Origin of the sequence: Domibacillus sp. 8LH (genome assembly GCF_038806185.1) — a bacterium.
In the GTDB taxonomy this organism is placed as follows: Bacteria; Bacillota; Bacilli; order Bacillales; family Domibacillaceae; genus Domibacillus; species Domibacillus indicus_A.
This window is the reverse complement of the sequence record NZ_JAVJNG010000003.1, coordinates 340,995-362,630: the sequence shown is the minus strand read 5'-3', so window position 1 is coordinate 362,630 and position 21,636 is coordinate 340,995. Positions and strand designations below refer to the sequence as shown.

General features: G+C 48.3%; 20 protein-coding genes. 3 read left to right on the top strand and 17 right to left on the bottom strand.

Features of this window, described 5'->3' with window-relative positions; all coding sequences use genetic code 11:
- Nucleotides 1-115 precede the first annotated feature (115 nt).
- Nucleotides 116-1,378 (bottom strand): methionine gamma-lyase family protein, encoded by a 1,263-nt coding sequence (locus RG959_RS08280; RefSeq protein WP_342796693.1) that lies wholly within the window; start codon nt 1,376-1,378, stop codon nt 116-118.
- A gap of 150 nt (nt 1,379-1,528) precedes the next feature.
- Between RG959_RS08280 and RG959_RS08275 the strand changes: the two genes are divergently transcribed.
- Entirely contained in the window at nt 1,529-2,137 is a 609-nt protein-coding gene (locus tag RG959_RS08275) for a trimeric intracellular cation channel family protein (RefSeq protein ID WP_242234509.1), read from the top strand.
- Between the two features lie 44 nt (nt 2,138-2,181).
- Here the strand turns inward: RG959_RS08275 and RG959_RS08270 are convergent, their stop codons facing one another.
- The 7 genes from RG959_RS08270 to RG959_RS08240 all read right to left on the bottom strand — a co-directional run bounded on the left by RG959_RS08270 (nt 2,182) and on the right by RG959_RS08240 (nt 9,209).
- Nucleotides 2,182-2,817, bottom strand: a complete 636-nt coding sequence (locus RG959_RS08270; protein WP_251270171.1) for a TetR/AcrR family transcriptional regulator — start codon at nt 2,815-2,817, stop codon at nt 2,182-2,184.
- A gap of 37 nt (nt 2,818-2,854) precedes the next feature.
- Nucleotides 2,855-3,766 (bottom strand): AAA family ATPase, encoded by a 912-nt coding sequence (locus RG959_RS08265; protein WP_342796679.1) that lies wholly within the window; start codon nt 3,764-3,766, stop codon nt 2,855-2,857.
- An 81-nt stretch (nt 3,767-3,847) separates the two neighbouring features.
- Entirely contained in the window at nt 3,848-4,078 is a 231-nt protein-coding gene (gene hfq, locus RG959_RS08260) for an RNA chaperone Hfq (RefSeq protein WP_242234506.1), read from the bottom strand.
- 43 nt (nt 4,079-4,121) lie between these two features.
- Nucleotides 4,122-5,063: a tRNA (adenosine(37)-N6)-dimethylallyltransferase MiaA gene (gene miaA / locus RG959_RS08255; protein ID WP_342796678.1), complete on the bottom strand. Its 942-nt coding sequence runs from the start codon at nt 5,061-5,063 to the stop codon at nt 4,122-4,124.
- A gap of 53 nt (nt 5,064-5,116) precedes the next feature.
- Nucleotides 5,117-6,739, bottom strand: coding sequence for a glycerol-3-phosphate dehydrogenase/oxidase (locus RG959_RS08250; RefSeq protein WP_342796677.1), 1,623 nt, complete (start codon nt 6,737-6,739; stop codon nt 5,117-5,119).
- Nucleotides 6,740-6,889: 150 nt separating this feature from the next.
- Nucleotides 6,890-8,380 carry a glycerol kinase GlpK gene (gene glpK, locus RG959_RS08245; RefSeq protein WP_342796676.1) on the bottom strand — a complete coding sequence of 497 codons (1,491 nt, stop codon included), beginning with the start codon at nt 8,378-8,380 and terminating at the stop codon, nt 6,890-6,892.
- A gap of 13 nt (nt 8,381-8,393) precedes the next feature.
- Nucleotides 8,394-9,209: an MIP/aquaporin family protein gene (locus tag RG959_RS08240; protein WP_342796675.1), complete on the bottom strand. Its 816-nt coding sequence runs from the start codon at nt 9,207-9,209 to the stop codon at nt 8,394-8,396.
- A 238-nt stretch (nt 9,210-9,447) separates the two neighbouring features.
- Between RG959_RS08240 and RG959_RS08235 the strand changes: the two genes are divergently transcribed.
- Nucleotides 9,448-10,212, top strand: coding sequence for a polyphosphate kinase 2 family protein (locus RG959_RS08235; protein ID WP_483298855.1), 765 nt, complete (start codon nt 9,448-9,450; stop codon nt 10,210-10,212).
- A 273-nt stretch (nt 10,213-10,485) separates the two neighbouring features.
- The gene (locus RG959_RS08230; RefSeq protein WP_342796673.1) at nt 10,486-10,674 is read left to right on the top strand and encodes a hypothetical protein; all 189 of its coding nucleotides are present in this window, start codon (nt 10,486-10,488) and stop codon (nt 10,672-10,674) included.
- 29 nt (nt 10,675-10,703) lie between these two features.
- Here the strand turns inward: RG959_RS08230 and RG959_RS08225 are convergent, their stop codons facing one another.
- The 9 genes from RG959_RS08225 to RG959_RS08185 all read right to left on the bottom strand — a co-directional run bounded on the left by RG959_RS08225 (nt 10,704) and on the right by RG959_RS08185 (nt 21,580).
- Entirely contained in the window at nt 10,704-11,264 is a 561-nt protein-coding gene (locus RG959_RS08225; RefSeq protein ID WP_342796672.1) for a glycerol-3-phosphate responsive antiterminator, read from the bottom strand.
- A gap of 12 nt (nt 11,265-11,276) precedes the next feature.
- Nucleotides 11,277-13,139, bottom strand: a complete 1,863-nt coding sequence (mutL, locus tag RG959_RS08220; RefSeq protein WP_342796671.1) for a DNA mismatch repair endonuclease MutL — start codon at nt 13,137-13,139, stop codon at nt 11,277-11,279.
- Between the two features lie 11 nt (nt 13,140-13,150).
- A complete protein-coding gene (gene mutS, locus RG959_RS08215) occupies nt 13,151-15,730 on the bottom strand; it encodes a DNA mismatch repair protein MutS (RefSeq protein WP_342796670.1) in 2,580 nt (859 codons plus the stop codon).
- A gap of 85 nt (nt 15,731-15,815) precedes the next feature.
- The gene (gene cotE, locus RG959_RS08210; RefSeq protein WP_242234497.1) at nt 15,816-16,316 is read right to left on the bottom strand and encodes an outer spore coat protein CotE; all 501 of its coding nucleotides are present in this window, start codon (nt 16,314-16,316) and stop codon (nt 15,816-15,818) included.
- Nucleotides 16,317-16,417: 101 nt separating this feature from the next.
- The gene (locus RG959_RS08205) at nt 16,418-16,855 is read right to left on the bottom strand and encodes a YlbF/YmcA family competence regulator (RefSeq protein ID WP_342796669.1); all 438 of its coding nucleotides are present in this window, start codon (nt 16,853-16,855) and stop codon (nt 16,418-16,420) included.
- 1 nt (nt 16,856) lies between these two features.
- Nucleotides 16,857-18,392 (bottom strand): tRNA (N6-isopentenyl adenosine(37)-C2)-methylthiotransferase MiaB, encoded by a 1,536-nt coding sequence (gene miaB, locus RG959_RS08200; RefSeq protein WP_342796668.1) that lies wholly within the window; start codon nt 18,390-18,392, stop codon nt 16,857-16,859.
- 122 nt (nt 18,393-18,514) lie between these two features.
- Entirely contained in the window at nt 18,515-19,396 is an 882-nt protein-coding gene (locus RG959_RS08195) for a 2-oxoacid:ferredoxin oxidoreductase subunit beta (RefSeq protein ID WP_342796667.1), read from the bottom strand.
- A 2-nt stretch (nt 19,397-19,398) separates the two neighbouring features.
- A complete protein-coding gene (locus tag RG959_RS08190; protein WP_342796666.1) occupies nt 19,399-21,141 on the bottom strand; it encodes a 2-oxoacid:acceptor oxidoreductase subunit alpha in 1,743 nt (580 codons plus the stop codon).
- Nucleotides 21,142-21,319: 178 nt separating this feature from the next.
- Entirely contained in the window at nt 21,320-21,580 is a 261-nt protein-coding gene (locus RG959_RS08185) for a stage V sporulation protein S (protein ID WP_050181379.1), read from the bottom strand.
- Between the last annotated feature and the right edge of the window lie 56 nt (nt 21,581-21,636).

Sequence of the window (21,636 nt, the reverse complement as noted above, 5' to 3'; positions counted from 1 at the left end):
TATCCCCTCCTTTTTCTTATCTGATCTGATACCCTTACTATAAATCATGTAAGATCATTTGTCAACTCGGTGTAACGTTTTGTCACACTTCATTCATTTGTTGATTCATAGGTTGTCAGATTTTTTCCGTTTCCATTAAATAGTCAATCGCGCTTGCCACCGCGATTTTCACATGCGCATACGTAAGTCCGCCCTGTACGTATGCCGCGTATGGTGGACGCAGCGGCCCGTCTGCGGTCAGTTCGATACTGGCACCTTGTACGAATGTGCCTGCCGCCATAATCACGTCATCCTCATAGCCCGGCATATAAGCAGGCTGAGGGGTTACATGCGAGTTTACAGGCGAGGCAAACTGGATTGCCTGGCAAAAGGCGACCATTTTATCGCGGTCACCAAACTCTACCGCTTGAATTAAATCTGTGCGCGGCTCGTTCCATGCCGGTGTAGTATTCATGCCAAAGCCTTCAAGCATCGCTGCTGTAAACACAGCGCCTTTTAAGCTTTCCGCCACTACATGCGGAGCGAGAAACAGTCCCTGGTACATTTCCTGAAGGCTGTAAAGGCTGGCGCCTGCTTCCGCCCCGATGCCCGGTGAGGTCATGCGGTACGAACAGCTTTCTACATATTCCTTTTTGCCGACAATGTATCCGCCGGTTTTGGCAATGCCGCCGCCCGGATTTTTAATAAGGGAGCCGGCCATCAAATCAGCACCGGCATGCAGCGGCTCTTCCTGTTCAACAAATTCCCCGTAGCAGTTGTCTACAAACACTATAGCATCGGGCTTGATTTCTTTCACAAACGAAACCATTTCCCGGATGTCTTCTATCGTAAAAGACGGCCGCACGGCATAGCCTTTTGAACGCTGGATCGCAATCATCTTCGTCCGTTCATTGATACTGGCGTGGATACGGTCAAAGTCCGGCCGGCCGTTTTCATCCAGATCCACGTGCTGATAGGAGATGCCAAATTCACGAAGTGAACCATTGGATGGTCCGTTTATACCGATAATTTCATCTAATGTATCGTATGGCTTTCCGGTAATATAAAGCAATTCGTCATCGGGACGTAAAATGCCGAACAGTGAAATCGTGATCGCGTGCGTACCTGAAATAATTTGTGGGCGCACTAGGGCACTTTCACCGCCGAATACGTCTGCGTATACTTTTTCAAGCGTTTCCCTTCCCGCGTCATCATAACCATAGCCGGTGGATGGGGTAAAGTGAAAATCGCTTACCTGATTCGATTGAAAGCTTTTGAGTACACGAAATTGATTGAACTCCGCCCGCTCGTCAATCTGCCGGTGAATGCCGGCAATTTTCGCCTCTGCCTCTGCCGCTTTTTCGCGGATGGCAGCGCCGTTTTTCAGTAAATCAAACATGCTGGTCATTATTGTGTTCCTACTTTCTTATTCGCTTTTTTCATCATAGCAAAATACCGGATTTCTTGAAAGAAAAAGTAGATGTGAATTAAGAGAATGGTTTATAATAGAAGCCGAACATTAATCATTTTGAATGAAGGAAGGTTCGGAATGGAGCTTACATGGGATGTTTTTACGATCCTTGGCACGATTGCGTTTGCGATTTCAGGGGCAATTGTGGCAATGGAAGAAGAGTATGATTTGTTTGGCATATATATTTTAGGGATGATTACCGCGTTTGGGGGCGGTGCCATCCGGAATTTATTGATCGGCGTTCCGGTTTCCGCGCTGTGGGAGCAGGGAGAATTTTTTACGATCGCAGCTCTTTCCATTACGGCGGTCATTTTGTTTCCACAAAATCTGCTCCGCCACTGGCCGGTATGGGGGAATTTTTTTGATGCGATCGGCCTCGCTGCCTTCGCTGTGCAGGGCGCATTATATGCAGCCGGCATGAATCATCCGCTCAGTGCTGTTGTTGTGGCAGCTGTACTGACTGGAAGCGGCGGTGGGCTTGTACGGGATGTGCTGGCACAGCGGAAGCCTGCGCTGCTTCGCGATGAAGTATACGGCGTCTGGGCGGCGCTTGCCGGCTTGATCATTGCCCTTGGCGGTGCAGAAACGCCGGCGCAGCTTATTATTTTATTTCTGTTTATTACGGTGCTGCGTATTCTTTCTTACAAATACGGCTGGCATCTGCCAAAACGTACGGTTAAACTGTAAGAGCCCGTCTCAGACGGGCTTTTTTTTGCAAAAAAAGAACCCGTTTACTGAACGGATTCTTTCTTTAGCAGGAATTGATCTCCTTTTCCGGCTTTCATGGCGCTTTCGGTCAACAGGGAATGCAGCATCATATCATTAAAAATACGGGCGATATCTTCAATCGATAATTCGCCTTCTTTTTTAAACCATTTGTACATCCAGTTGATCATTCCCATAATCGCCATGGTGGAAATTTCAGCCGGCACTTCTGGACGGAAATCGCCATTCTCCTGTCCTTCACGGATAATCTGTAGAAGCAGCTGGCGATACTGGTCACGTTTTTCGTTAATCTGCTTTTCAAAATCCCCTTTTAAATACGTACTTTCTTGGTAGAATACCGTAATATGCGGCTTATACAAATCAAAGATTTTTGTAAACGAAGTAATGATTCCGCACATTCGTGAAACAGGGTCTGTTTCTTTTTCGTACGATTCTTTGGCTTTGTTGAGCAGATACGATATAAACACGTCATGAATATGGTACAGCAGCTCATCTTTTGACCGGAAATTGTGATAAAATCCGCCTTTTGACGTTCCGCATTCATCTACAATCTGGTCGATGGTCACTCCGTGGTAGCCATGTTTTTCAAACATTACTAAAGCGGTTTCAATGATTCTTTCCTTCACAGGCTTTTTTTTCATCTTCATCATCCTTTTGGACATTCTAACATATGTTTTTTTATTGTGACAATTGAAAATCTTCCCCTTTCAATGTTTTCAGCTCTTTTTTTGAATGGGCGGTCTGCTTCATCAGCCGGATCGCCTGGCGCCGGGCCGCTTTTTCAATGAGCGTCCGCACATTCCTTCCGTTTGCGAAACGAACCCCCGCCCGCCGTTTTTCCTGTTCAATCATTGCCTGAAGGACAGCACGGCCTTCCCGGTCGATTTCATAATTTTTTTCTCTGGCGATCACATCCGCGATTTGAAGCAGCTCCTCCGTTGTATAATCCGGAAAGTGGTGAACAATTGGAAATCTTGACTGAAGCCCCGGATTCATCGACAAAAAGTGCGCCATTTCCCGTGGATAGCCGGCCAGTATTAAAATAAAGCTGTTTTGATGATCCTCCATTTGTTTCACAAGCGTATCAATCGCTTCTTTGCCAAAGTCTTTTTCTCCGCCCCGCGCCAGAGAGTAGGCTTCATCAATAAACAGCACGCCGCCAAGCGCTTTTTTAACGAGATCGCGTGTTTTTTGTGCCGTATGACCGATATATTCCCCGACCAGGTCCGCCCGCTCGGCTTCAATAAAATGACCTTTTTCCAGCAGGCCGATCCGCTTAAACATCGAAGCAAACAGCCGCGCAGCGGTTGTTTTTCCGGTGCCCGGGTTGCCGGTAAACAGCATATGCAGCATTTGCCCGCGCGTATCGATGCCGGCTTCGATGCGCTTTTTGCTGATGTAGGCTGCTGCATACAGCTCCCGTATGAGTATTTTGAGGCCGCTCAGGCCAATTAACGTATCCATTTCTTCTTCAATCTTGCGAAGCACCCCGTGTTCCGGATGCTCCGGCCAGCCGTCAGCAAGCGGCGCCGGCTTTTCTTTTGGGTTGAGGACGACATGAATACGGCCTTCCTTGTTTGTCTGCTTCATGCTGCGCCCCTCCTTTATAAGAAAAGATATGCAGGCGCACAAAAAAAAGACCCGCCCTAGGCGGATCTCTGGAGTCTTCTCTTATTGTTCTTCGAAATTCAAGTTGACGCTGCGCTGAGGAGCAAATGTCGAAATGGCATGTTTAAACACAAGCTGCTGTTTCCCATCGGTTTCTACCAGAACGGTAAAGTTATCAAATCCTTTAATCAGCCCGCGCAGCTGAAATCCATTCAGTAAAAATACGGTAACCATCGTATTTTCTTTGCGCAGCTGGTTTAGAAATTGGTCTTGAATGTTAATTGGCTGTTTCATGCTTGGTTCCTCCTCTTTCTCTCTGAATCCATTATTACTAATTCTACCTTAGATTCAGCTTTCCTGCCAGCAGCGAGCAAATTTGTTGTTTTTTTTCTTTTCGTGCAGCTTCATCCGTTACATCAAACCAGTCAATCTCCATTTTATTACGGAACCAGGTAAGCTGGCGTTTGGCGTACCGACGTGAATTTTGCTTGAGTACATCGAGCGCTTCTTCAAGCGTCTGTTCACCGCGCAAAAACGGAAACAGCTCTTTGTAGCCAATCGCCTGAACAGCCGGCACATCGGACAGCTGCTGGCGGTACAGCCATTCTGCTTCTTCCAATAAGCCCTGCTCGACCATCAAATCTACCCGGCGGTTGATTCGGTCATACAGCACATCCCGGTCCATGGTCAGCCCGATCATGGCACTTTCGTATTTTTCTGTCGGTGCTTCGGCACTTGGCCGCTGGGATGGCGGCTCGCCTGTTGTCCGGTAAATTTCAAGCGCCCGGATCGTCCGGCGCACATTGTTCGGATGAAACGTGGCAGCTGTTACAGGGTCCACCCGCTTCAACTCATCATGGAGCGCTTGTGGCCCTATTTTGTCCGCTTCTGCTTCAAGAGCTGCCCGAACAGTGCCGTCTGTCTCCTCACGGGCAAATTGGTAGTCATATAAAACAGATTGAATGTAAAGACCCGTGCCGCCGCATATGATGGGCAGCCGGCCCCGCGCGTTGATATCCGCGATTTTTTCGCGGGCGAGCTGCTGAAACTCGGCAGCAGAAAAAGATTCATCTACATTTTTAATATCAATTAAATGATGCGGAACCCCGTCCATTTCTTCTTCTGTTACTTTTGCGGTTCCGACGGAAAGCCTCCGGTAAATCTGCATGGAATCCCCGCTGATCACCTCACCGTCAAATTGTTTGGCCAGGTGAATACTTAAATCGGTTTTTCCGGATGCTGTCGGGCCAATCACGACAGCGACTTTGTTTTTTGTCACGTTTTTCACAGCCTTTTATGGATAAGTATCCTTATTATAGCGGATACGGACCCTTACGAACAGGCATCGATCTCTTTTTGAAGCTCTGTGGCATGTTTGGCCCTTTCTTCTTCTGACCAGCCGAACAGCCGGGCCATTTTGTTTATCACCTGCTCTTTGTACGTAAGGACAGTTTGGATATCAAACAGCAGAGCTCCTGTACGGCGGATGAAAAAGTCTGCCGGCGTATACGCCATTTCTTCCTCGATTGCATACATGAGCTGGGCATTTAACAAATCCGGCAGTTCACTGTCTTCCTTGTAGGCAAATACTTTTTCCGCATTGGACCCGTACATACGGGCAATTTTTTCTGCATCCTTTTGAGTAAAGCCTTTGGCTGCACCGGCTGCTGTTTTCGATTGTACAAACGCCGGGAAATTCGCCGAGCCGCCCACATCACCGCCTGAGATCGGCAGGTGCTTCGTTTCGGATGGGCTGTAAAGAATGCCCCGTTCCTCCTTCAGCCGCTTGGCAACCAGGTCCACAATGGTTTCGGCCATTTTTCGGTAGCCCGTCAATTTCCCGCCAGCGATCGTCAGCAGGCCGGATTCAGTTTCCCAGATCTCATCTTTACGGGAAATTTCAGACGGGTCTTTGCCCTCCTCGTAAATAAGCGGGCGGACACCCGACCAGGACGATTCAATATCGGCTTCGCCTACCTTTACGGAAGGAAACATAAACCGGATCGCATCAAGCAGGTAAGCGCGGTCTTCCGCTGTAATATCCGGGCGGATCGGATCGGTGTTGTAGAATGTATCGGTTGTACCGACATACGTTTTGCCGTCACGCGGAATCGCAAACACCATCCGTTTGTCCGGCGTATCAAAGTAAACAGCCTGCTGAAGCGGAAAAACGGACTGATCGATAACAATATGAACGCCTTTTGTCAGGCGGAGGTGCTTGCCGTTTTCACTTCCGTCTTTTTTGCGCACTTCATCTACCCACGGGCCGGAAGCGTTAATCACCTTGGCGGCCGTAATAGTCAGCGCCTGGCCGGTTAATTGATCAATGGCTTGAACGCCGGTTACTTTGCCGTCCTCATATGTAAAGCCTTCCGCTTTCACATAGTTCAGGCAGTGTGCCCCTTTTTCGGCCGCCCGCTTCATCACTTCAAGTGTCAGGCGTGCATCGTCTGTCCGGTACTCCACATAGTAACCGCCGCCTTTTAAGCCTTCACGCTTTACAAGCGGTTCCTGCTTCAGCGTTTCTGAAGCCGAAAACATTTTCCGGCGCTCTGACCGCTTAACACCTGCTAAAAAATCATAAACGCGGAGACCGAGAGACGTAGAAAGCGGGCCGAATGTACCGCCTGTGTGGAACGGAAGCAGCATCCATTCCGGCGTGGTTACATGCGGGCCGTTTTCATATACGATCGCCCGTTCTTTGCCAACCTCTGCTACCATTTTCACTTCAAATTGTTTTAGGTAGCGAAGACCGCCGTGCACAAGCTTGGTGGAACGGCTTGATGTACCTGCCGCAAAATCCTGCATATCGATCAAAGCGGTTTTCAAGCCGCGCATGGAAGCATCAACGGCAATGCCAGCGCCGGTGATGCCGCCGCCAATTACGAGAATGTCATACTGCCCGTTTTGCAATGCCTGTATCGCTTCTGACCGCTGATGATTGGTGAACTTCATTTTGTCATCCCCTTAGTGTTGGTTGTTTCTTTTTACCCCTAGATAAACAAAAAGAGACCTGAAAGAACAAAACAGCGATGCTGTCTTGCTTTCAGGTCTCTCCCGTTTCTCCGGACAATGTATTAACTTATATTTATTGTATCATTAGTGTTATTGAAACGCAATAGCGGCCTTTATCGCTTTTTTCCAGCCTGCGTATAATGTTTCACGGATTTCTTCGGGCATTTCCGGCTCGAACGTGCGGGCTACCTGCCAGTTTTGTGCGATTTCCGACCGGTCATTCCAAAAACCAACTGCAAGCCCGGCCAGATAAGCACACCCAAGCGCTGTTGTTTCGTTGATTTGAGTACGTTCAACCGGCACATTCAGCACGTCGCTTTGAAACTGCATTAAAAAAGCATTCATGACGGCGCCGCCGTCCACACGGAGTGTTTTCAGCGAAATGCCGGAGTCCGCTTCCATCGCTTCAAGCACATCTCTCGTTTGATACGCAAGAGACTCGAGCACCGCGCGAATAAAATGCTCTTTCTCCGTTCCACGTGTGACACCAAACACGGCTCCTCGCACATCACTTTCCCAGTATGGCGTACCCAGTCCCACAAAAGCCGGCACCACATAAACACCATCGGTTGACTCTACCCGCTCCGCATATTTCTCACTGTCTGCAGCTGTTTTGATCATCCGCATGCCGTCACGCAGCCACTGAATCGCAGAACCAGCTACAAAAATACTTCCTTCAAGCGCGTATTCTACTTTTCCGTCAACACCCCAGGCAATCGTTGTCAGCAAGCCATGCTCTGATTTCACGGCTGTTTCACCGGTATTCATCAGCATAAAGCAACCGGTGCCGTATGTATTTTTCGCCATGCCTTTCTCAAAGCATGCTTGTCCGAACAGCGCTGCCTGCTGGTCTCCTGCAGCACCGGCAACCGGAATTTCCTGTCCAAAAAAGTGAAACGGTGCCGTTTTGCCATATACTTCTGAAGAAGGGCGAACGTCCGGCAGCAGCTGCTTTGGTACCGTTAAAATCTCAAGCAGTTCCTCGTCCCATTCCAATGTATGAATGTTAAACATCAGCGTCCGCGCCGCATTTGAATAATCGGTCACGTGCGCTTTTCCGCCTGTCAGCTTCCAAATCAGCCACGTATCGATCGTACCGAATAATAATTCTCCTCTTTCCGCCCGCTCGCGTGCTCCTTCTACGTGATCCAAAAGCCATTTTACTTTCGTTCCAGAAAAATAAGGGTCAACCAAAAGCCCCGTTTTGTCACGGAATGTTTGTTCATGGCCTTTCGCTTTAATATCCGCGCAGATATCTGCCGTCTGGCGTGACTGCCAGACGATGGCGTGATAAATGGGACGGCCGGTTTCTTTGTCCCAGATGACCGCTGTTTCACGCTGGTTGGTAATGCCGATTGCTTCGATTTGGTCAGCACGAATGTCCACTTCACTTAACACTGTTGCGATACAGGATAAAACGGATGCCCAAATTTCATTTGCATCATGCTCCACCCAGCCTGGATTCGGGAAATACTGCTTAAATTCTTTTTGTGCAGAATGAACGATTTCTCCTGCTTTATTAAACAAAATCGCCCGTGAGCTGGTTGTTCCTTGATCAATTGACATGATGTACTTTTCCATTCCAAAATCCTCCTTATTTATGTGTATAGCTTTGCACAGCAGTCCCCGCTGAAGCAAGCTTGATCATTAAAATAAAAACAACCGACAGCGCCAGTGTAATAAAAAATGCGCCTGTTCCTTCATTCAGGAAAAACCCTTTATAAAAGAAAGCAGCCAGCACCGAGCCCAAAACCGGCCCCACTACCGGAACCCAGGCATACTTCCAGTTCGAACCGCCTTTACCGGCAATCGGAAGCAAAAAATGCGCGATGCGCGGACCCAGGTCACGGGCCGGGTTGATTGCATAGCCCGTGGTACCGCCCAGCGACAGCCCAATGGCAATTATTAAAAAGCCGACAATTAATGGATTTAAGCCGTCCGTAAACTTATTCGCTCCAATGGTTAATAGTCCAAGTACTAAAATAAAGGTTCCAATCACTTCACTCACTACGTTGGCATACGGGCGGTTAACTGCTGGCGATGTAGCAAAAACACCAAGCTTCGCGCCAGGATCGTCCGTTTCTTCCCAATGCGGCAGAAAGTGCAGAAATACAACCGCCGACCCGATGATGGCACCGATCATTTGAGCTGTTACATATGATACAACATCTGTCCATGGAAAAGAACCAGTAATCGCCAGTGCAATTGTAACCGCCGGGTTCAAGTGCGCCCCGCTGGCTCCACCTACCGCATACACAGCCATTGTAACGGCCAGTCCCCAGCCAAACGCGATCACCATCCACCCGCCTCCATTGGCAAATGATTTTTTTAAACTTGTGTTAGCGCATACACCCGCTCCAAAAATAATGAGCATCGCCGTTCCAATCAACTCTCCTATAAAAGGTGTCATTTTGTTTTCATCCCTTCTTCTCGTTGTTTCGCCTTTTACGCCCGGGACGTTTAAAGCAGAAAACAAAAAAACTCACACTGGTCCCTTTGAAGGGTGTCAATGTGAGTCTCCATGTTCTCGGTCACAAATTTATGAACTTGCTGTTTATGATAACGCTAATTGAAAGCGGTGTCAAATATTTTTAAAAAATGTTGAAAAAGCGCGATAATGGGTATGGGAAAGAAAAGGAGGAATGAAGATGAAAATCCAATTAGAAAAATTAAAGCAGGACAAGCAGTTAACGGATAAAAAGCTGTATAAAGCAGAGCTTGAAAAGTACCAGCGGCGCCTTCTTGCTCTGCAACAAACGCTGTTTCATGAAAAAATCGGCTTACTTATTGCATTTGAAGGCATGGATGCGGCCGGAAAAGGCGGGGCAATCAAGCGGATGAATGAACAGCTCGACCCGCGCGGCGTATTGGTTCATCCGATTTCAGCTCCCCAGCCGCATGAGCTGCGCTACCATTACCTGCAGCGGTTCTGGCGCAAGCTGCCGCAGCACGGGCAAATTGGGATTTTCGACCGCTCCTGGTACGGCCGTATACTCGTTGAGCGAATTGAAGGCTATGCCGTCAACCGCGAATGGAAGCGGGCGTACGATGAAATTAATGCATTCGAAAAATCATTAACAGATGAACGATACATAATGATGAAGTTTTGGGTGCACATTTCCAAGGACGAGCAGCTGCGCCGTTTTGAAGAACGGCAGCAAAACCCTTTAAAACGCTGGAAAATTACCGATGAAGACTGGCGCAACCGGAAAAAATGGGATCAGTATGTGGAAGCGGCCGAAGAAATGCTCGAGAAAACAGATTTTGCTCACGCACCATGGTTCGTGATTGAAGGAAATGATAAAAAGTTTGCACGGGTAGAAGTTCTCAAAAGAGCCGTCTCCCATATTGAAGAATCACTGCTGCAGCTTGAGCTGCCGCTGCCCGACTATGCCCTTTACGGTGCCAATTAAAAAAGCGCAGCCTTATTGGCTGCGCTTCAGTGTGTAGACAAAGTATTTCGCTTTTAAAAGAGAGCCGATAAGTGAAGCCTGCCGGACTTCGCGCATCCTAAGGCAGTGCGGGAGCCTCCTCGGCTGCGCCTGCGGGGTCTCCCGACTCACTGTACTTCCCGCAGGAGTCTTCATCCGGCAGGCTTCATTAAGTGGTGTTGAAGATCAAAGAACCGAATAGACATTTTCTCTTTTTTAAACAGAAAGATATGACCTTATGAGCTCTATACCATCTTGTTGCAAGCCATTTGGCGGCGGGAGGGCAGCGCAGACTCCTATGGGACTAGCGGGCAGCTGAGACCGGTGGAGCCGCCAGGCGAAGTCGGGCTCAGCGCCTGCCCCATGGAAAGCGGAGCTGCCTGGACGCCGTCGGTCCATCCCATTCATGTGCATGGTCATCCATATCATTTGTCTACGGCCTGAAGCGCAGCCTTATGTGGCTGCGCTTATTTTTAGCTCCCGGCAAATTCTTTCCAAAGGGCGACATCTGATGTGGTTACAGCAGACGCACCTGCCGAAAGAGCGGCTTCTACTTCCTCTTTTGTTTCGATCAGCCCGCCCGCAAAAACCGGCTTTCCGGTTTCACGGCGGATCAGCTGGATAATCTTTGGCGCTACACCCGGCAGCACTTCAATAAAGTCCGGCTCCGCTTTTTGTGCAAGCCGAACGCTTCTGTTGACCGCATTCGAATCTAGAATAAATGCCCGCTGCGTGGCCACGAGCCCTTTTTGCCTTGCTTTGACGAGGGCGCTTCCTTTGGTGGAAATGATGCCGTATGGCTTGGCGTATCGGGCGATAAATTCCACCCCATGTTCATCACCGGCAAGCCCGTTTATTAAATCAAGGTGAACAAACATCTTTTTCCCATTTTGCTGAGCAAGATCAAGCACACTTTTTACCTGCCCGATGTGCAGATCTAAAAACACACCGTATTCATACTTCATGGAGAGCATTTTCTCAAAGTCTTTCATTGACCGGATTGCCGGCAGAATTGCTTGTCCATTAAAAGACATCGTGCCACCTCTTTACATAATTCGTTTAAACATTTTTTCAATATCATAGTTGGACAGATGAATGGTGATGGGCCGGCCATGCGGGCACGTAAAAGGGTCTTCACTGCGTCGGAGATCAGCCAGCAGCTGCTCAATTTCATCATTCCGCAGATGGCGGTTTGCTTTGATCGATCCTTTGCAGCTCATTAAAATCGCTGCTTCCTCGCGAATTTTTTTCACATCCGGTTTTTTCATCGCCAGTACTTCTTCAATCATTTCTTCGATCACATCGCGCTCTTCATTTTTCGGAAACCAGACTGGATGCGCACGGACAACGTACGACCGGTCGCCGAACGGCTCTAAAAATACACCGACGTCTTCAAGTGCGGACCGATTTTCTTCGATTTTCATAAACTCGTCCGCTGAAAAATCAAACGTGAGCGGAATAAGCAGCTCTTGAAGCTCCGGTTCCGTTTGTCCAACTTTTTCCCGGAAGTATTCATATTTAATTCGCTCTTGAGCAGCATGCTGGTCGATCATATACAAGCCATTTTCGTTTTGGGCAAAAATATACGTGCCATGCATCTGGCCGATAGGATACAGCATCGGCATGCGCTCTTTCGGCTCTGCCGGTTCGGCAGGCACGACTGGTGCTTCCGCTTTTACCTGCTTCGGTTCTTTTACCGGCTCCGGTTCGGCGGGCGGTTCGTGATCGGCTGGATAAAACGCGGTGTGCGGGGGCACTTCTTTTACAGGCTCCTTGTAATACTCAGGCTTGTACAGCTTTTCCACTTCCGACACCGGCGGCATGGCTGGTTTGCGCGGAGGAGACGGCGCATCAAATTGAAAGGCCGGCTGCTCTGTAAAGTCTTTACGCTTTTTCAGTACAGGCAGTGCATCTGGAATCAGCGTTTCTTTTCGCAGCGCTTCTTTAATGGAGGAGGCAATCAGTGCGCAAAGCTCCGCTTCTTTACTAAAGCGCACTTCCAGCTTCGCCGGGTGTACGTTTACGTCAACAAGCAATGGGTCCATTTCAATATTTAACAGCACGATCGGATAGCGTCCGACCGGCAGAAACGTGTGATAGCCTTCTAAAATAGCGTTAGAGATCTTAAAGTTTTTAATAAACCGTCCGTTAACAATCATCGACATATAATTTCGCGACGCACGTGTCACTTCCGGAAGCGACACGAAGCCGGACAGCCGAAAATCGAGCGACTGCGCTTCGACCGGAATCATTTGCTTGGCAATAGACGTTCCGTAAATAGCGGCAAGCACCTGTCTTGCATCACCGTTTCCATTTGTTTTTAATAGCTCACGGCCATTATGGCGGAGACGGAACGACACATCCGGGCGGCTTAAAGCCATCCGGTTGACCCCGTCGGTAATATTGCCAAGTTCCGTATGAACGCTTTTCATGTATTTCAGCCGGGCCGGCGTATTAAAAAACAGGTTCGAGACCATAATTTCCGTTCCTTTACGGGCAGGCCCCGGCCGCTTGGACTGGATGGCGCCGCCGGACAAAACAATCTCCGTCCCAGCGCCGCTCCCTGTAGACGTAGCCATCGTTACATCAGATACCGAGGCAATACTCGGCAGCGCTTCGCCCCGAAAGCCGAGTGTACGGATACGGAACAGGTCATTTTCATCTTTTATTTTGCTTGTAGCGTGCCGGTAAAAAGCCCGCTCTACATCATCCGGCTCTATGCCGGACCCGTTGTCGGTAATCCGGATCAGTCCAAGTCCGGCTTCTTCCACATCAATTTCAACAACCGTGCTTCCGGCATCAAGCGCATTCTCGGTTAGTTCTTTTACAACAGAGGCCGGACGCTCCACCACTTCACCGGCCGCAATTTTATTGGATAATGACTCGTCAAGCTGGCGGATAATCCCCATTTACGTTCACCTCATTTTTTTGCTTCTTTTTGCAGAGCATATAATGTATTCATTGCTTCCATCGGTGTCATTTCCATAATGTCATAGCTGAGCAGCTTGGCGACAATAGACGGATCTTCCTTGGACGGCTTTGGCTCCTTCTCAACCGGAGCCGGAACAGGCGCTTCATCAAAGAAAGAAAGCTGTCCTTCCTGGTGAGCGGCAGCCGGCGCATCGTGCTCCTCACGATTTTCTAAAGAGTGCAAAAGCGTTGACGCCCGCGAAATCACCGCTTCAGGAAGGCCGGCCAGCTCCGCTACATGAATGCCGTAGCTTTTATCGGCCGCTCCGTCTTTCACTTTGTGTAAAAAGACGACTTTTCCGTCCTGTTCCGCTGCAGTGACGTGAACATTTTGCATATGCTCGAGAGATTGGTCCAGCACTGTTAACTCATGGTAATGAGTAGAAAACAGTGTTTTCGCACCAATTGTTGTATGAATATATTCAATCATCGCCTGTGCAAGCGCCATCCCATCATACGTGGATGTACCGCGGCCAATTTCGTCAAATAAAATGAGCGAGCGGTTTGTGGCACTGACGATCGCATGCTTCGCTTCAAGCATTTCAACCATAAATGTACTTTGTCCGGACACCAAATCGTCCGCTGCGCCGATCCGGGTGAAAATCTGGTCAAAAATCGGCAGCACCGCTTCATCTGCCGGTACATAACAGCCGATTTGCGCCAAAATGGCAATCAGCGCTGTCTGGCGCATATACGTACTTTTACCGGACATATTCGGTCCGGTAATCAAGAGCACGTTCCGGCCTTCTTCCATATGGCAGTCATTCGGCACAAATCCTTGCGCGTCCATTACTTTTTCTACAACCGGATGGCGGCCTTCTTTAATCCACATCCGTCCGTCCTTTGAAAACACCGGGCGGACAAACCGGCGTGACTCACTTACCGCCGCAAAGCATTGCAGCACATCCACTTCACTCACCATGCGGGCAAGGAGCTGCAGGCGCGGAATAAAACTCTTCACATGCTCGCGCAGCTCGCAAAACAGTTCATACTCAAGCTCCACCATTTTTTCGTTTGCTTCTAAAATAAGCGCTTCTTTTTCTTTCAGTTCCGGTGTGACAAAGCGCTCGCAATTGGCGAGTGTCTGCTTGCGTTCATACCGGCCTTCTTCAAGCAAGCCAAGATTGGCTTTCGTTACTTCAATATAGTAGCCAAAAATGCGGTTGTAGCCGATTTTCAGCGATTTAATACCTGTTTTCGCACGTTCCTGCTGCTCGAGTTCCGCGATCCACTGCTTGCCGTTACGGGAAGCATCCCGGTATTCATCGAGCTGAGCATGGAACCCGTCCCGGATCATGCCGCCTTCTTTTACCGAGATCGGAGGCTCTTCCACAAGTGCCTGCTCCAGCTCGTCCAAAAGCTCCTCGCACGGATCCAATGAATCAGCCAGCTTGTCCAGCTCGGCTCCATTCATTTGTTTTAATACGTGAACAAGCAAAGGAATTTGTCCAAGTGATTTTTTCAACTGAACCAAATCACGCGCATTTACACTGCCGAAAGCGACCCGGCCGGCAAGCCGCTCTAAATCATACACTTCTTTCAGCTGTTCACGCAGTTCTTCCCGCTCAAAAAAAGCCTTGATAAATGTATCTACAACCTCCAGGCGGCGTCCGATTTCTTTTTCATCGAGCAGCGGACGGTCAATCCACTGCTTTAGTAAACGCCCGCCCATGGCAGTTTTTGTTTCATCCAGCAGCCAGAGAAGCGAGCCTTTTTTCCCTTTTGAACGGATCGTTTCTGTCAGCTCTAGATTTCGTTTTGAAAAGTAATCGATATTCATATAATCACGAATTTCATACGGCTCTGCCGGCTGCAGGTGGTCGAGGCTGCGCTTTTGCGTCCGGTGCAGGTAATGATACAAGCGGGCTGTGGCCTGGCGGAGCAGTCCGTGCGTCAGCTGGCTCAAAAGAGGGCTGAATGAATCTTCTTCCGCCGCTTCCTCTACCGAAAGAACCGCGCCAAGCCGGCCGTGTATCTGCTTTGCTTCCGGTTCATCTAACGTGCCGTCCGTAATCACTTCCTTTACCCCGTAAGCTGCCAGCTCATGAAGAGCCGCATCAAACGAAGGAAAAAGAGCTGTTTTACACTCGCCGGTTGTCACATCGGCTGCCGCTACCGCATAGTCATTGCCGGAACGTTCGAATACGGCCAGGTAATGATTTTCTTTTTCTTGAATGCCGGACCCTTCCATCATGGTCCCCGGCGTAATGACCTGTACAACTTCCCGTTTAATCACGCCTTTTGCCTGCTTCGGATCTTCCCGCTGCTCGCAGATAGCTACTTTATGGCCTGCTGCGACCAGCCGCTCTATGTACCCTTTGGCAGAATGATAGGGCACGCCGCACATCGGAATCCGGTCTGCGCTGCCACCGTCACGCGATGTTAAAGTGATTTCTAGTATCTGGCTTGCATTTAGTGCATCCTCAAAAAACATTTCATAAAAATCGCCGAGGCGAAAAAATAAAAAGGCATCTTGGTAGTCTGCCTTTACACGTAAATATTGCTGAATCATTGGAGTATATTGTGCCATGTCGCATTCCTCTCTGTCTTTCTTCTTCTGATAGTATAGCACACGAAAAAAAAGCGGGAAAACGGTTCGTTCCCCGCCAGCTCATTTAGTGGTCATGGTGTTCTTCTGCTGTTTCCCGCTCGCAATCCCATTCGTCTTCGTAGTCATGAAACGCCACGCAGACTTTTGTCTCACCTGTGACTTCTACAAGCAATTCGCGTTCCGCCTGCACGTTGATTTTCGTACCACAGTCAGAAATGACGGCTTCCTGGCAATTTGGCTGCTGCAGCACTTTTACCCAAACATGGTCATCTCCGTCGTACTCATCATCCCGGTACGTTAATTTCAACACGTCTTTGTATTCAACTTTATCCGTGACAACAGCCGTTTTCGTGTGGTTGTGATAAGAATACCAGACGTTGATTTCGTACGTGCCAAATACTTCTACTTTATTGCCGGCTTTTTTCGCTTTGTACTCGTGGTTGATAATCCAGCACCCTAAAATGCCGGACGGCTTATTCGGCGGCAGAACAGCATGGTGCGACTGCGTATACTTCCGGCCTTTGGCAACGACGGACTTTGTGATGATCTCGCGGAATTGGCTCAATCTGTTGTCCCTCCTCTGATGTGGTCTTCCTATTGTATGCAGAGAAAGTGAGACGGGTGCCCAAGATTGAAAAAAATCCCGCCTAAAAGGCAGGATTGATTTTACGAGCAGCTCCCTGGCGGGCGGTTTCTTACCTGGGCGCCTGTTTCACCACGGAGCAGGTCGCCGCCTGTTTCCGAAATAATATTGTCGGTCACTTTATTGGAGATGGCTGTCGCAACCATCTGTAAAACGGCGTTTACATCCGTCTGCGACTGCTTGAATTGCTGCACGATCGGCATTTCATCAAGCTCCTGCTCAATTTTAGCGATTTTTTCTTCTGTTGTTTTCAGCGCTTCTGTTTTTTTATAGTGCTGAAAATTAACAGCTTGCTTTTGCAGGCTTTTTAAACCCGCCATTTTTTCACGGAGCTTCTGGTTTTCGTGGATTTTGGCTTCTGCCTGTTTAAAAAACGCCACTTCTTCTGTAGCCGAAATCATATTGGCGAGTTCTGTTGCTTTGGCAATAATCTCGTCTTTTGTGTAAATGGTTTTCTCCATTTTAGTTCACCTCGGCCATATTTTCGATTTCTACCGCTTCCCCGTCCATTGACCATGATTTTGTTTCCGTAATACGCACCGGAATAATTTTTCCGATGGCCGATTTTGGTGCTTTTACGTTTACAAGCTTGTTCTTAGATGTGTAGCCGGCAAGAACATCCGGATTTTTTTTGCTTTCTCCTTCAATAAGTACTTCAACGACTTGGCCTTTATACTGCTTCATGGACTCATTAGACAGTTCGTTCACAAGCGCATTTAACCGTTGCAAACGCGCTTTTTTCACGTCCATCGGCACATTATCAACCATTTTTGCAGCCGGCGTGCCTTCACGCGGTGAATACAAGTACGTATACGCCATTTCAAAGCCGACTTCACGATAAAGCGACATTGTTTCTTCAAATTGTTCTTCTGTTTCGTTCGGATAGCCGACAATAATATCGGTTGTCAGTGCTACATCCGGCATCGCTGCTTTGATTTTACGCACAAGCTCTAAAAACTGCTCGCGTGTGTATTTACGGGCCATGATTTTGAGTATATCGGTTGAACCGCTTTGCACCGGCAGATGAATATGATCCATCAAGTTGCCGCCTTTAGCGAGCACTTCGATTAAATGGTCGTCAAAATCACGCGGATGGCTTGTTGTAAAGCGTACACGCGGAATGCCGATCTGACGGATTTCATCCATCAAGTCTCCCAGGCGGTATTCCATGTCGGCAAAGTCTTTTCCATAGGCGTTTACGTTTTGGCCAAGCAGCATCACTTCCTGGTAGCCCTGCGCCGCAAGCTGGCGTACTTCCTGGATAATTTCTTCCGGACGGCGGCTCCGCTCTTTTCCGCGTGTATACGGCACGATACAGTACGTGCAGAACTTGTCACAGCCGTACATAATGTTTACCCAGGCTTTTACATTGCCCTGGCGTACTTTTGGAAGGTTTTCGATTACGTCGCCTTCTTTAGACCATACTTCTATAACCATTTCTTTGGACATGTAGGCTTCGTTTAGGATTTCCGGCAGACGGTGAATGTTGTGTGTACCGAAAATCATATCCACATGATGATATGATTTTAAAATTTTGTTTACTACGGATTCTTCCTGGGACATACAGCCGCATACGCCAAGAAGCAGGTTCGGGTTATCCCGCTTTAAATGTTTCAGGAACCCGATCTCACCAAACACTTTGTTTTCTGCGTTTTCACGGATGGCACATGTATTCAGTAAAATAACATCTGCTTCTTCCGGTGTTTCCACCGCATTGTAGCCGAGTGCCATAAAAATACCCGCCATGACTTCCGTGTCGTGGGCATTCATTTGACATCCGTACGTACGAATATAAAAGTTTTTGCCATTGCCCATCCCTTGAAAACGCTCGTCGATTTTAAAATCATTGTGATACGCTACTTCTTCTTTCCCGCGCTTTTTAGCGTCTTTTAAAGAAGGCGGCGTGTAAACAGATTGGAAATACTGGCTGTAGTCCTTAACGGATTTTTTGTCCGATGGACGAGCCTGCTCGCTATTTTTTCGTTGTTCTTCGTTCATGGTAAATCCCCTTTCCGATCTTTCAAACTATCGTGCACATTTCTTAAGTATATACCGTTCAAAGACCGCACTCAAGCAAGGCACAGAAAAAGCACAGAGATTTCTTCTCTGCGCCAAAAATCTTACATAAATTCTTCAACAAGCTTCTTAAATGTTTCTTCTCCAAGATCCAGATCCGCTTCAGTGAGCGGCGTTTCCGCGTAGCCTTCAACGAGCTCCTGGTAAGAAGGACGCTCCGTATCCTGATAAATGATGCCTGTTACCAGGTCATCGTACTGCATCAATGTATTCATCGCAGCCTGGCGGTCAGACGGATCGTAGCCTTCAATTGTCGAAAGCTTTGTTAAGTTTTCTTTAAACCAGTCATACGTGTTCACTTTATTATACGTTACACACGGGCTGAACACATTAATAATGGAAAAACCTTTATGGTTAATACCCGCTTCAATGATCGCTGTTAAATCTTTTAAATCCGTTGAAAAGCTTTGCGCCACAAACGTAGCGCCTGTTGTAACAGCCAGTTGCATCGGTGACAATGTCTGCTCAATCGCACCAAGCGGTGTTGATTTTGTTTTAAAGCCGGCCGCTGAACGCGGAGAAGTCTGGCCTTTTGTTAATCCGTAAATTTGGTTGTCCATAACGATATACGTTAAATCGATGTTGCGGCGCATCGCATGAATGGTATGCCCCATTCCGATCGCAAATCCATCGCCGTCACCGCCGGATGCGATAACTGTCAAATCTTTATTGGCCATTTTCACGCCTTGCGCAATCGGAAGCGCCCGTCCGTGAATGCCATGAAGTCCATATGAATTAATGTAACCGGAAATTCGGCCGGAGCAGCCGATCCCGGAAATAACCGCTAGTTTTTCGGGCGTTAACCCCACATTGGCTGCCGCGCGCTGAATAGCCGCCTGCACGGAGAAGTCACCACAGCCGGGGCACCAGTTAGGCTTCACGCTATTACGGAAATCTTTAAATGTTGCAGTTGTTGCTGTTGCCATGATTAAATCAGCTCCTTGCTGTTCTCAACAATATGATGCGGCTGGAATGGATTACCGTCATATTTCAAGATGCTTTTAATTTTATGCGGGTAGCCGGCGTTCATTTTAATAATACTTGCCAGCTGGCCTGTCGCGTTGTTTTCTACAACAGCGACCTGTTTTGCCGACTCAATAAGCGGCAGAATTTCTTCTGTCGGGAATGGGTGGATCAACCGGATGCGCGCATGGTTTACTTTGATGCCATCCGCTTCAAGACGCTCCATCGCTTCTTCAATCGCACCGCCGGTAGAATTAAAGCCAATCAATAAAAGATCTGCTTCCGCATGCTTGGCATTTTTATAAACAGGGTTCGGGAACACATGTGGCAGGTTTTCGAGTTTTCTCATACGCTTGTCCATTTGTGCGTTCCGGTTAGCCGGCGACTCGGACGGCTTGCCTGTTTCATCATGCTCAACCCCGGTTACGTGATGAATCCCGCCAACAACGCCCGGAATCACCCGTGGAGATACACCGTCTTGTGTGACTTCATACCGTTTAAAATAAGATTTATCTTCGCGCGGTGCAATGCCTTCTTTTACCAGTTTGCCGCGGCGGATGTTCACCCGGCTGTAATCGAGCGGCTCCACCGTGTGTTTGCCAAGTGAAAGCTGCAGGTCAGACAGGACAATTACAGGCACCTGATACTCCTCAGCAATGTTGAACGCTTCTACTGTATCGTAAAATCCTTCTTCTGCCGTTCCCGGCGCGATTACCACTTTTGGAATTTCACCATGTGTTCCGTAAATCATCGCCATTAAATCAGACTGCTCCTGCTTTGTTGGAAGTCCTGTTGACGGACCGCCGCGCTGTGTATCAACGACTACAAGCGGCGTTTCCGTCATGCCGGATAAGCCAATGGCTTCCATCATAAGAGACAGTCCCGGACCGGCTGATGCCGTAAAGGAGCGGATACCGCCGTAGTTAGCGCCGATTGCCATCGTCGCAGCTGCAATTTCGTCTTCCGTTTGAATAACGGTGCCGCCGACTTTCGGTAATTTTTTAATTAAATACTCCATAATTTCCGAGGCGGGTGTAATCGGATAAGCTGCCATTAAGCGTACACCTGCTGCAAGCGCACCAAGCGCTATCGCATCGTTACCGATCATAAACATCCGCTTCTGTCCATCTGCCGGAGGAAGCTGAAGAGCGCTTGTCCCGCCGTCAAGCTGTTCTTTCATGTACGCATAGCCCTGCTGTATAGCTTCCATATTTTTTTGAACGACCGTTTCACCTTTGCGGCCAAAAATCTCTTCTACGACTCCGAGAAACACAGAAACGTCGAGGTTAATAACGGCACATGTAGCACCAACAGCCACCATGTTTTTCATCAGTGAGGTGCCGAGCTCCGTTGCGATTTCGGTGAATGGAACCGCATAAAAACCAGCTTCTGTGTCATCCGGCTTGACCGGTTTAAACTTCGTATCTGCAATAATAATCCCGTTTGCATGAAGCTCGCGGTAATTCACATCAATCGTTTCCTGGTCAAAAGCCACCAATATATCAAGGTCATCTGCGACCGAGCTTACTTTTTTCGTCCTGACACGAATTTTATTGTTTGTATGTCCGCCTTTAATACGAGATGAAAAGTGGCGGTATCCGTACAGGTAATATCCGAGGCGGTTCAACGCCATTGAGAAAATTTCACCTGTACTTTCAATTCCTTCCCCTTGCTGTCCTCCCACTTTCCAAGAAAGCTGCTCTGCCATTGTTTCTAACACTCCTTTAAATATGACCCCATCATTTTTCTGCTTCTCCTAGTGTATCACTTTTAAACTTAAATCACTATACGAATGCTTCATCAGTAAAAAATGTCTTTTTGTGTGTTTTATGGTGTTTCGAGGGGGGGCCCACTTAAAAAGCATTCCAGCCAAATGGCTGGAATGCTTATCGGGATTGGACAATTAATTTCATTGCCGTTCGCGCTTCTCCCGCGATTACAATACTTGTAAAAGCGGGGATACAAATAAGATCGATGCCGCCAGGTGCGACAAATCCTCTCGCAATAGCGACTGCTTTAACCGCCTGATTCAAGGCGCCTGCTCCGACGGCTTGTATTTCTGCACTGCCTTTTTCCCGCATGGTTCCGGCCAGCGCACCCGCGACCGAATTCGGGTTTGATTTTGATGATACTTTTAACACATCCATTCCCTAATCCCCCTTCTAAAGCCTCCATTCGTCTTTCATATATATTCAAAGGAAGA

Coding starts and splice junctions, on each gene's coding strand:
- RG959_RS08280 (WP_342796693.1), bottom strand. CDS start 1,378: ATGTTTGATTTACTGAAAAACGGCGCTGCCATCCGCGAAAAAGCGGCA.
- RG959_RS08275 (WP_242234509.1), top strand. CDS start 1,529: ATGGAGCTTACATGGGATGTTTTTACGATCCTTGGCACGATTGCGTTT.
- RG959_RS08270 (WP_251270171.1), bottom strand. CDS start 2,817: ATGAAAAAAAAGCCTGTGAAGGAAAGAATCATTGAAACCGCTTTAGTA.
- RG959_RS08265 (WP_342796679.1), bottom strand. CDS start 3,766: ATGAAGCAGACAAACAAGGAAGGCCGTATTCATGTCGTCCTCAACCCA.
- hfq (WP_242234506.1), bottom strand. CDS start 4,078: ATGAAACAGCCAATTAACATTCAAGACCAATTTCTAAACCAGCTGCGC.
- RG959_RS08250 (WP_342796677.1), bottom strand. CDS start 6,739: ATGAAGTTCACCAATCATCAGCGGTCAGAAGCGATACAGGCATTGCAA.
- glpK (WP_342796676.1), bottom strand. CDS start 8,380: ATGGAAAAGTACATCATGTCAATTGATCAAGGAACAACCAGCTCACGG.
- RG959_RS08240 (WP_342796675.1), bottom strand. CDS start 9,209: ATGACACCTTTTATAGGAGAGTTGATTGGAACGGCGATGCTCATTATT.
- RG959_RS08235 (WP_483298855.1), top strand. CDS start 9,448: ATGAAAATCCAATTAGAAAAATTAAAGCAGGACAAGCAGTTAACGGAT.
- RG959_RS08225 (WP_342796672.1), bottom strand. CDS start 11,264: ATGTCTTTTAATGGACAAGCAATTCTGCCGGCAATCCGGTCAATGAAA.
- mutL (WP_342796671.1), bottom strand. CDS start 13,139: ATGGGGATTATCCGCCAGCTTGACGAGTCATTATCCAATAAAATTGCG.
- mutS (WP_342796670.1), bottom strand. CDS start 15,730: ATGGCACAATATACTCCAATGATTCAGCAATATTTACGTGTAAAGGCA.
- RG959_RS08205 (WP_342796669.1), bottom strand. CDS start 16,855: ATGGAGAAAACCATTTACACAAAAGACGAGATTATTGCCAAAGCAACA.
- miaB (WP_342796668.1), bottom strand. CDS start 18,392: ATGAACGAAGAACAACGAAAAAATAGCGAGCAGGCTCGTCCATCGGAC.
- RG959_RS08195 (WP_342796667.1), bottom strand. CDS start 19,396: ATGGCAACAGCAACAACTGCAACATTTAAAGATTTCCGTAATAGCGTG.
- RG959_RS08190 (WP_342796666.1), bottom strand. CDS start 21,141: ATGGCAGAGCAGCTTTCTTGGAAAGTGGGAGGACAGCAAGGGGAAGGA.
- RG959_RS08185 (WP_050181379.1), bottom strand. CDS start 21,580: ATGGATGTGTTAAAAGTATCATCAAAATCAAACCCGAATTCGGTCGCG.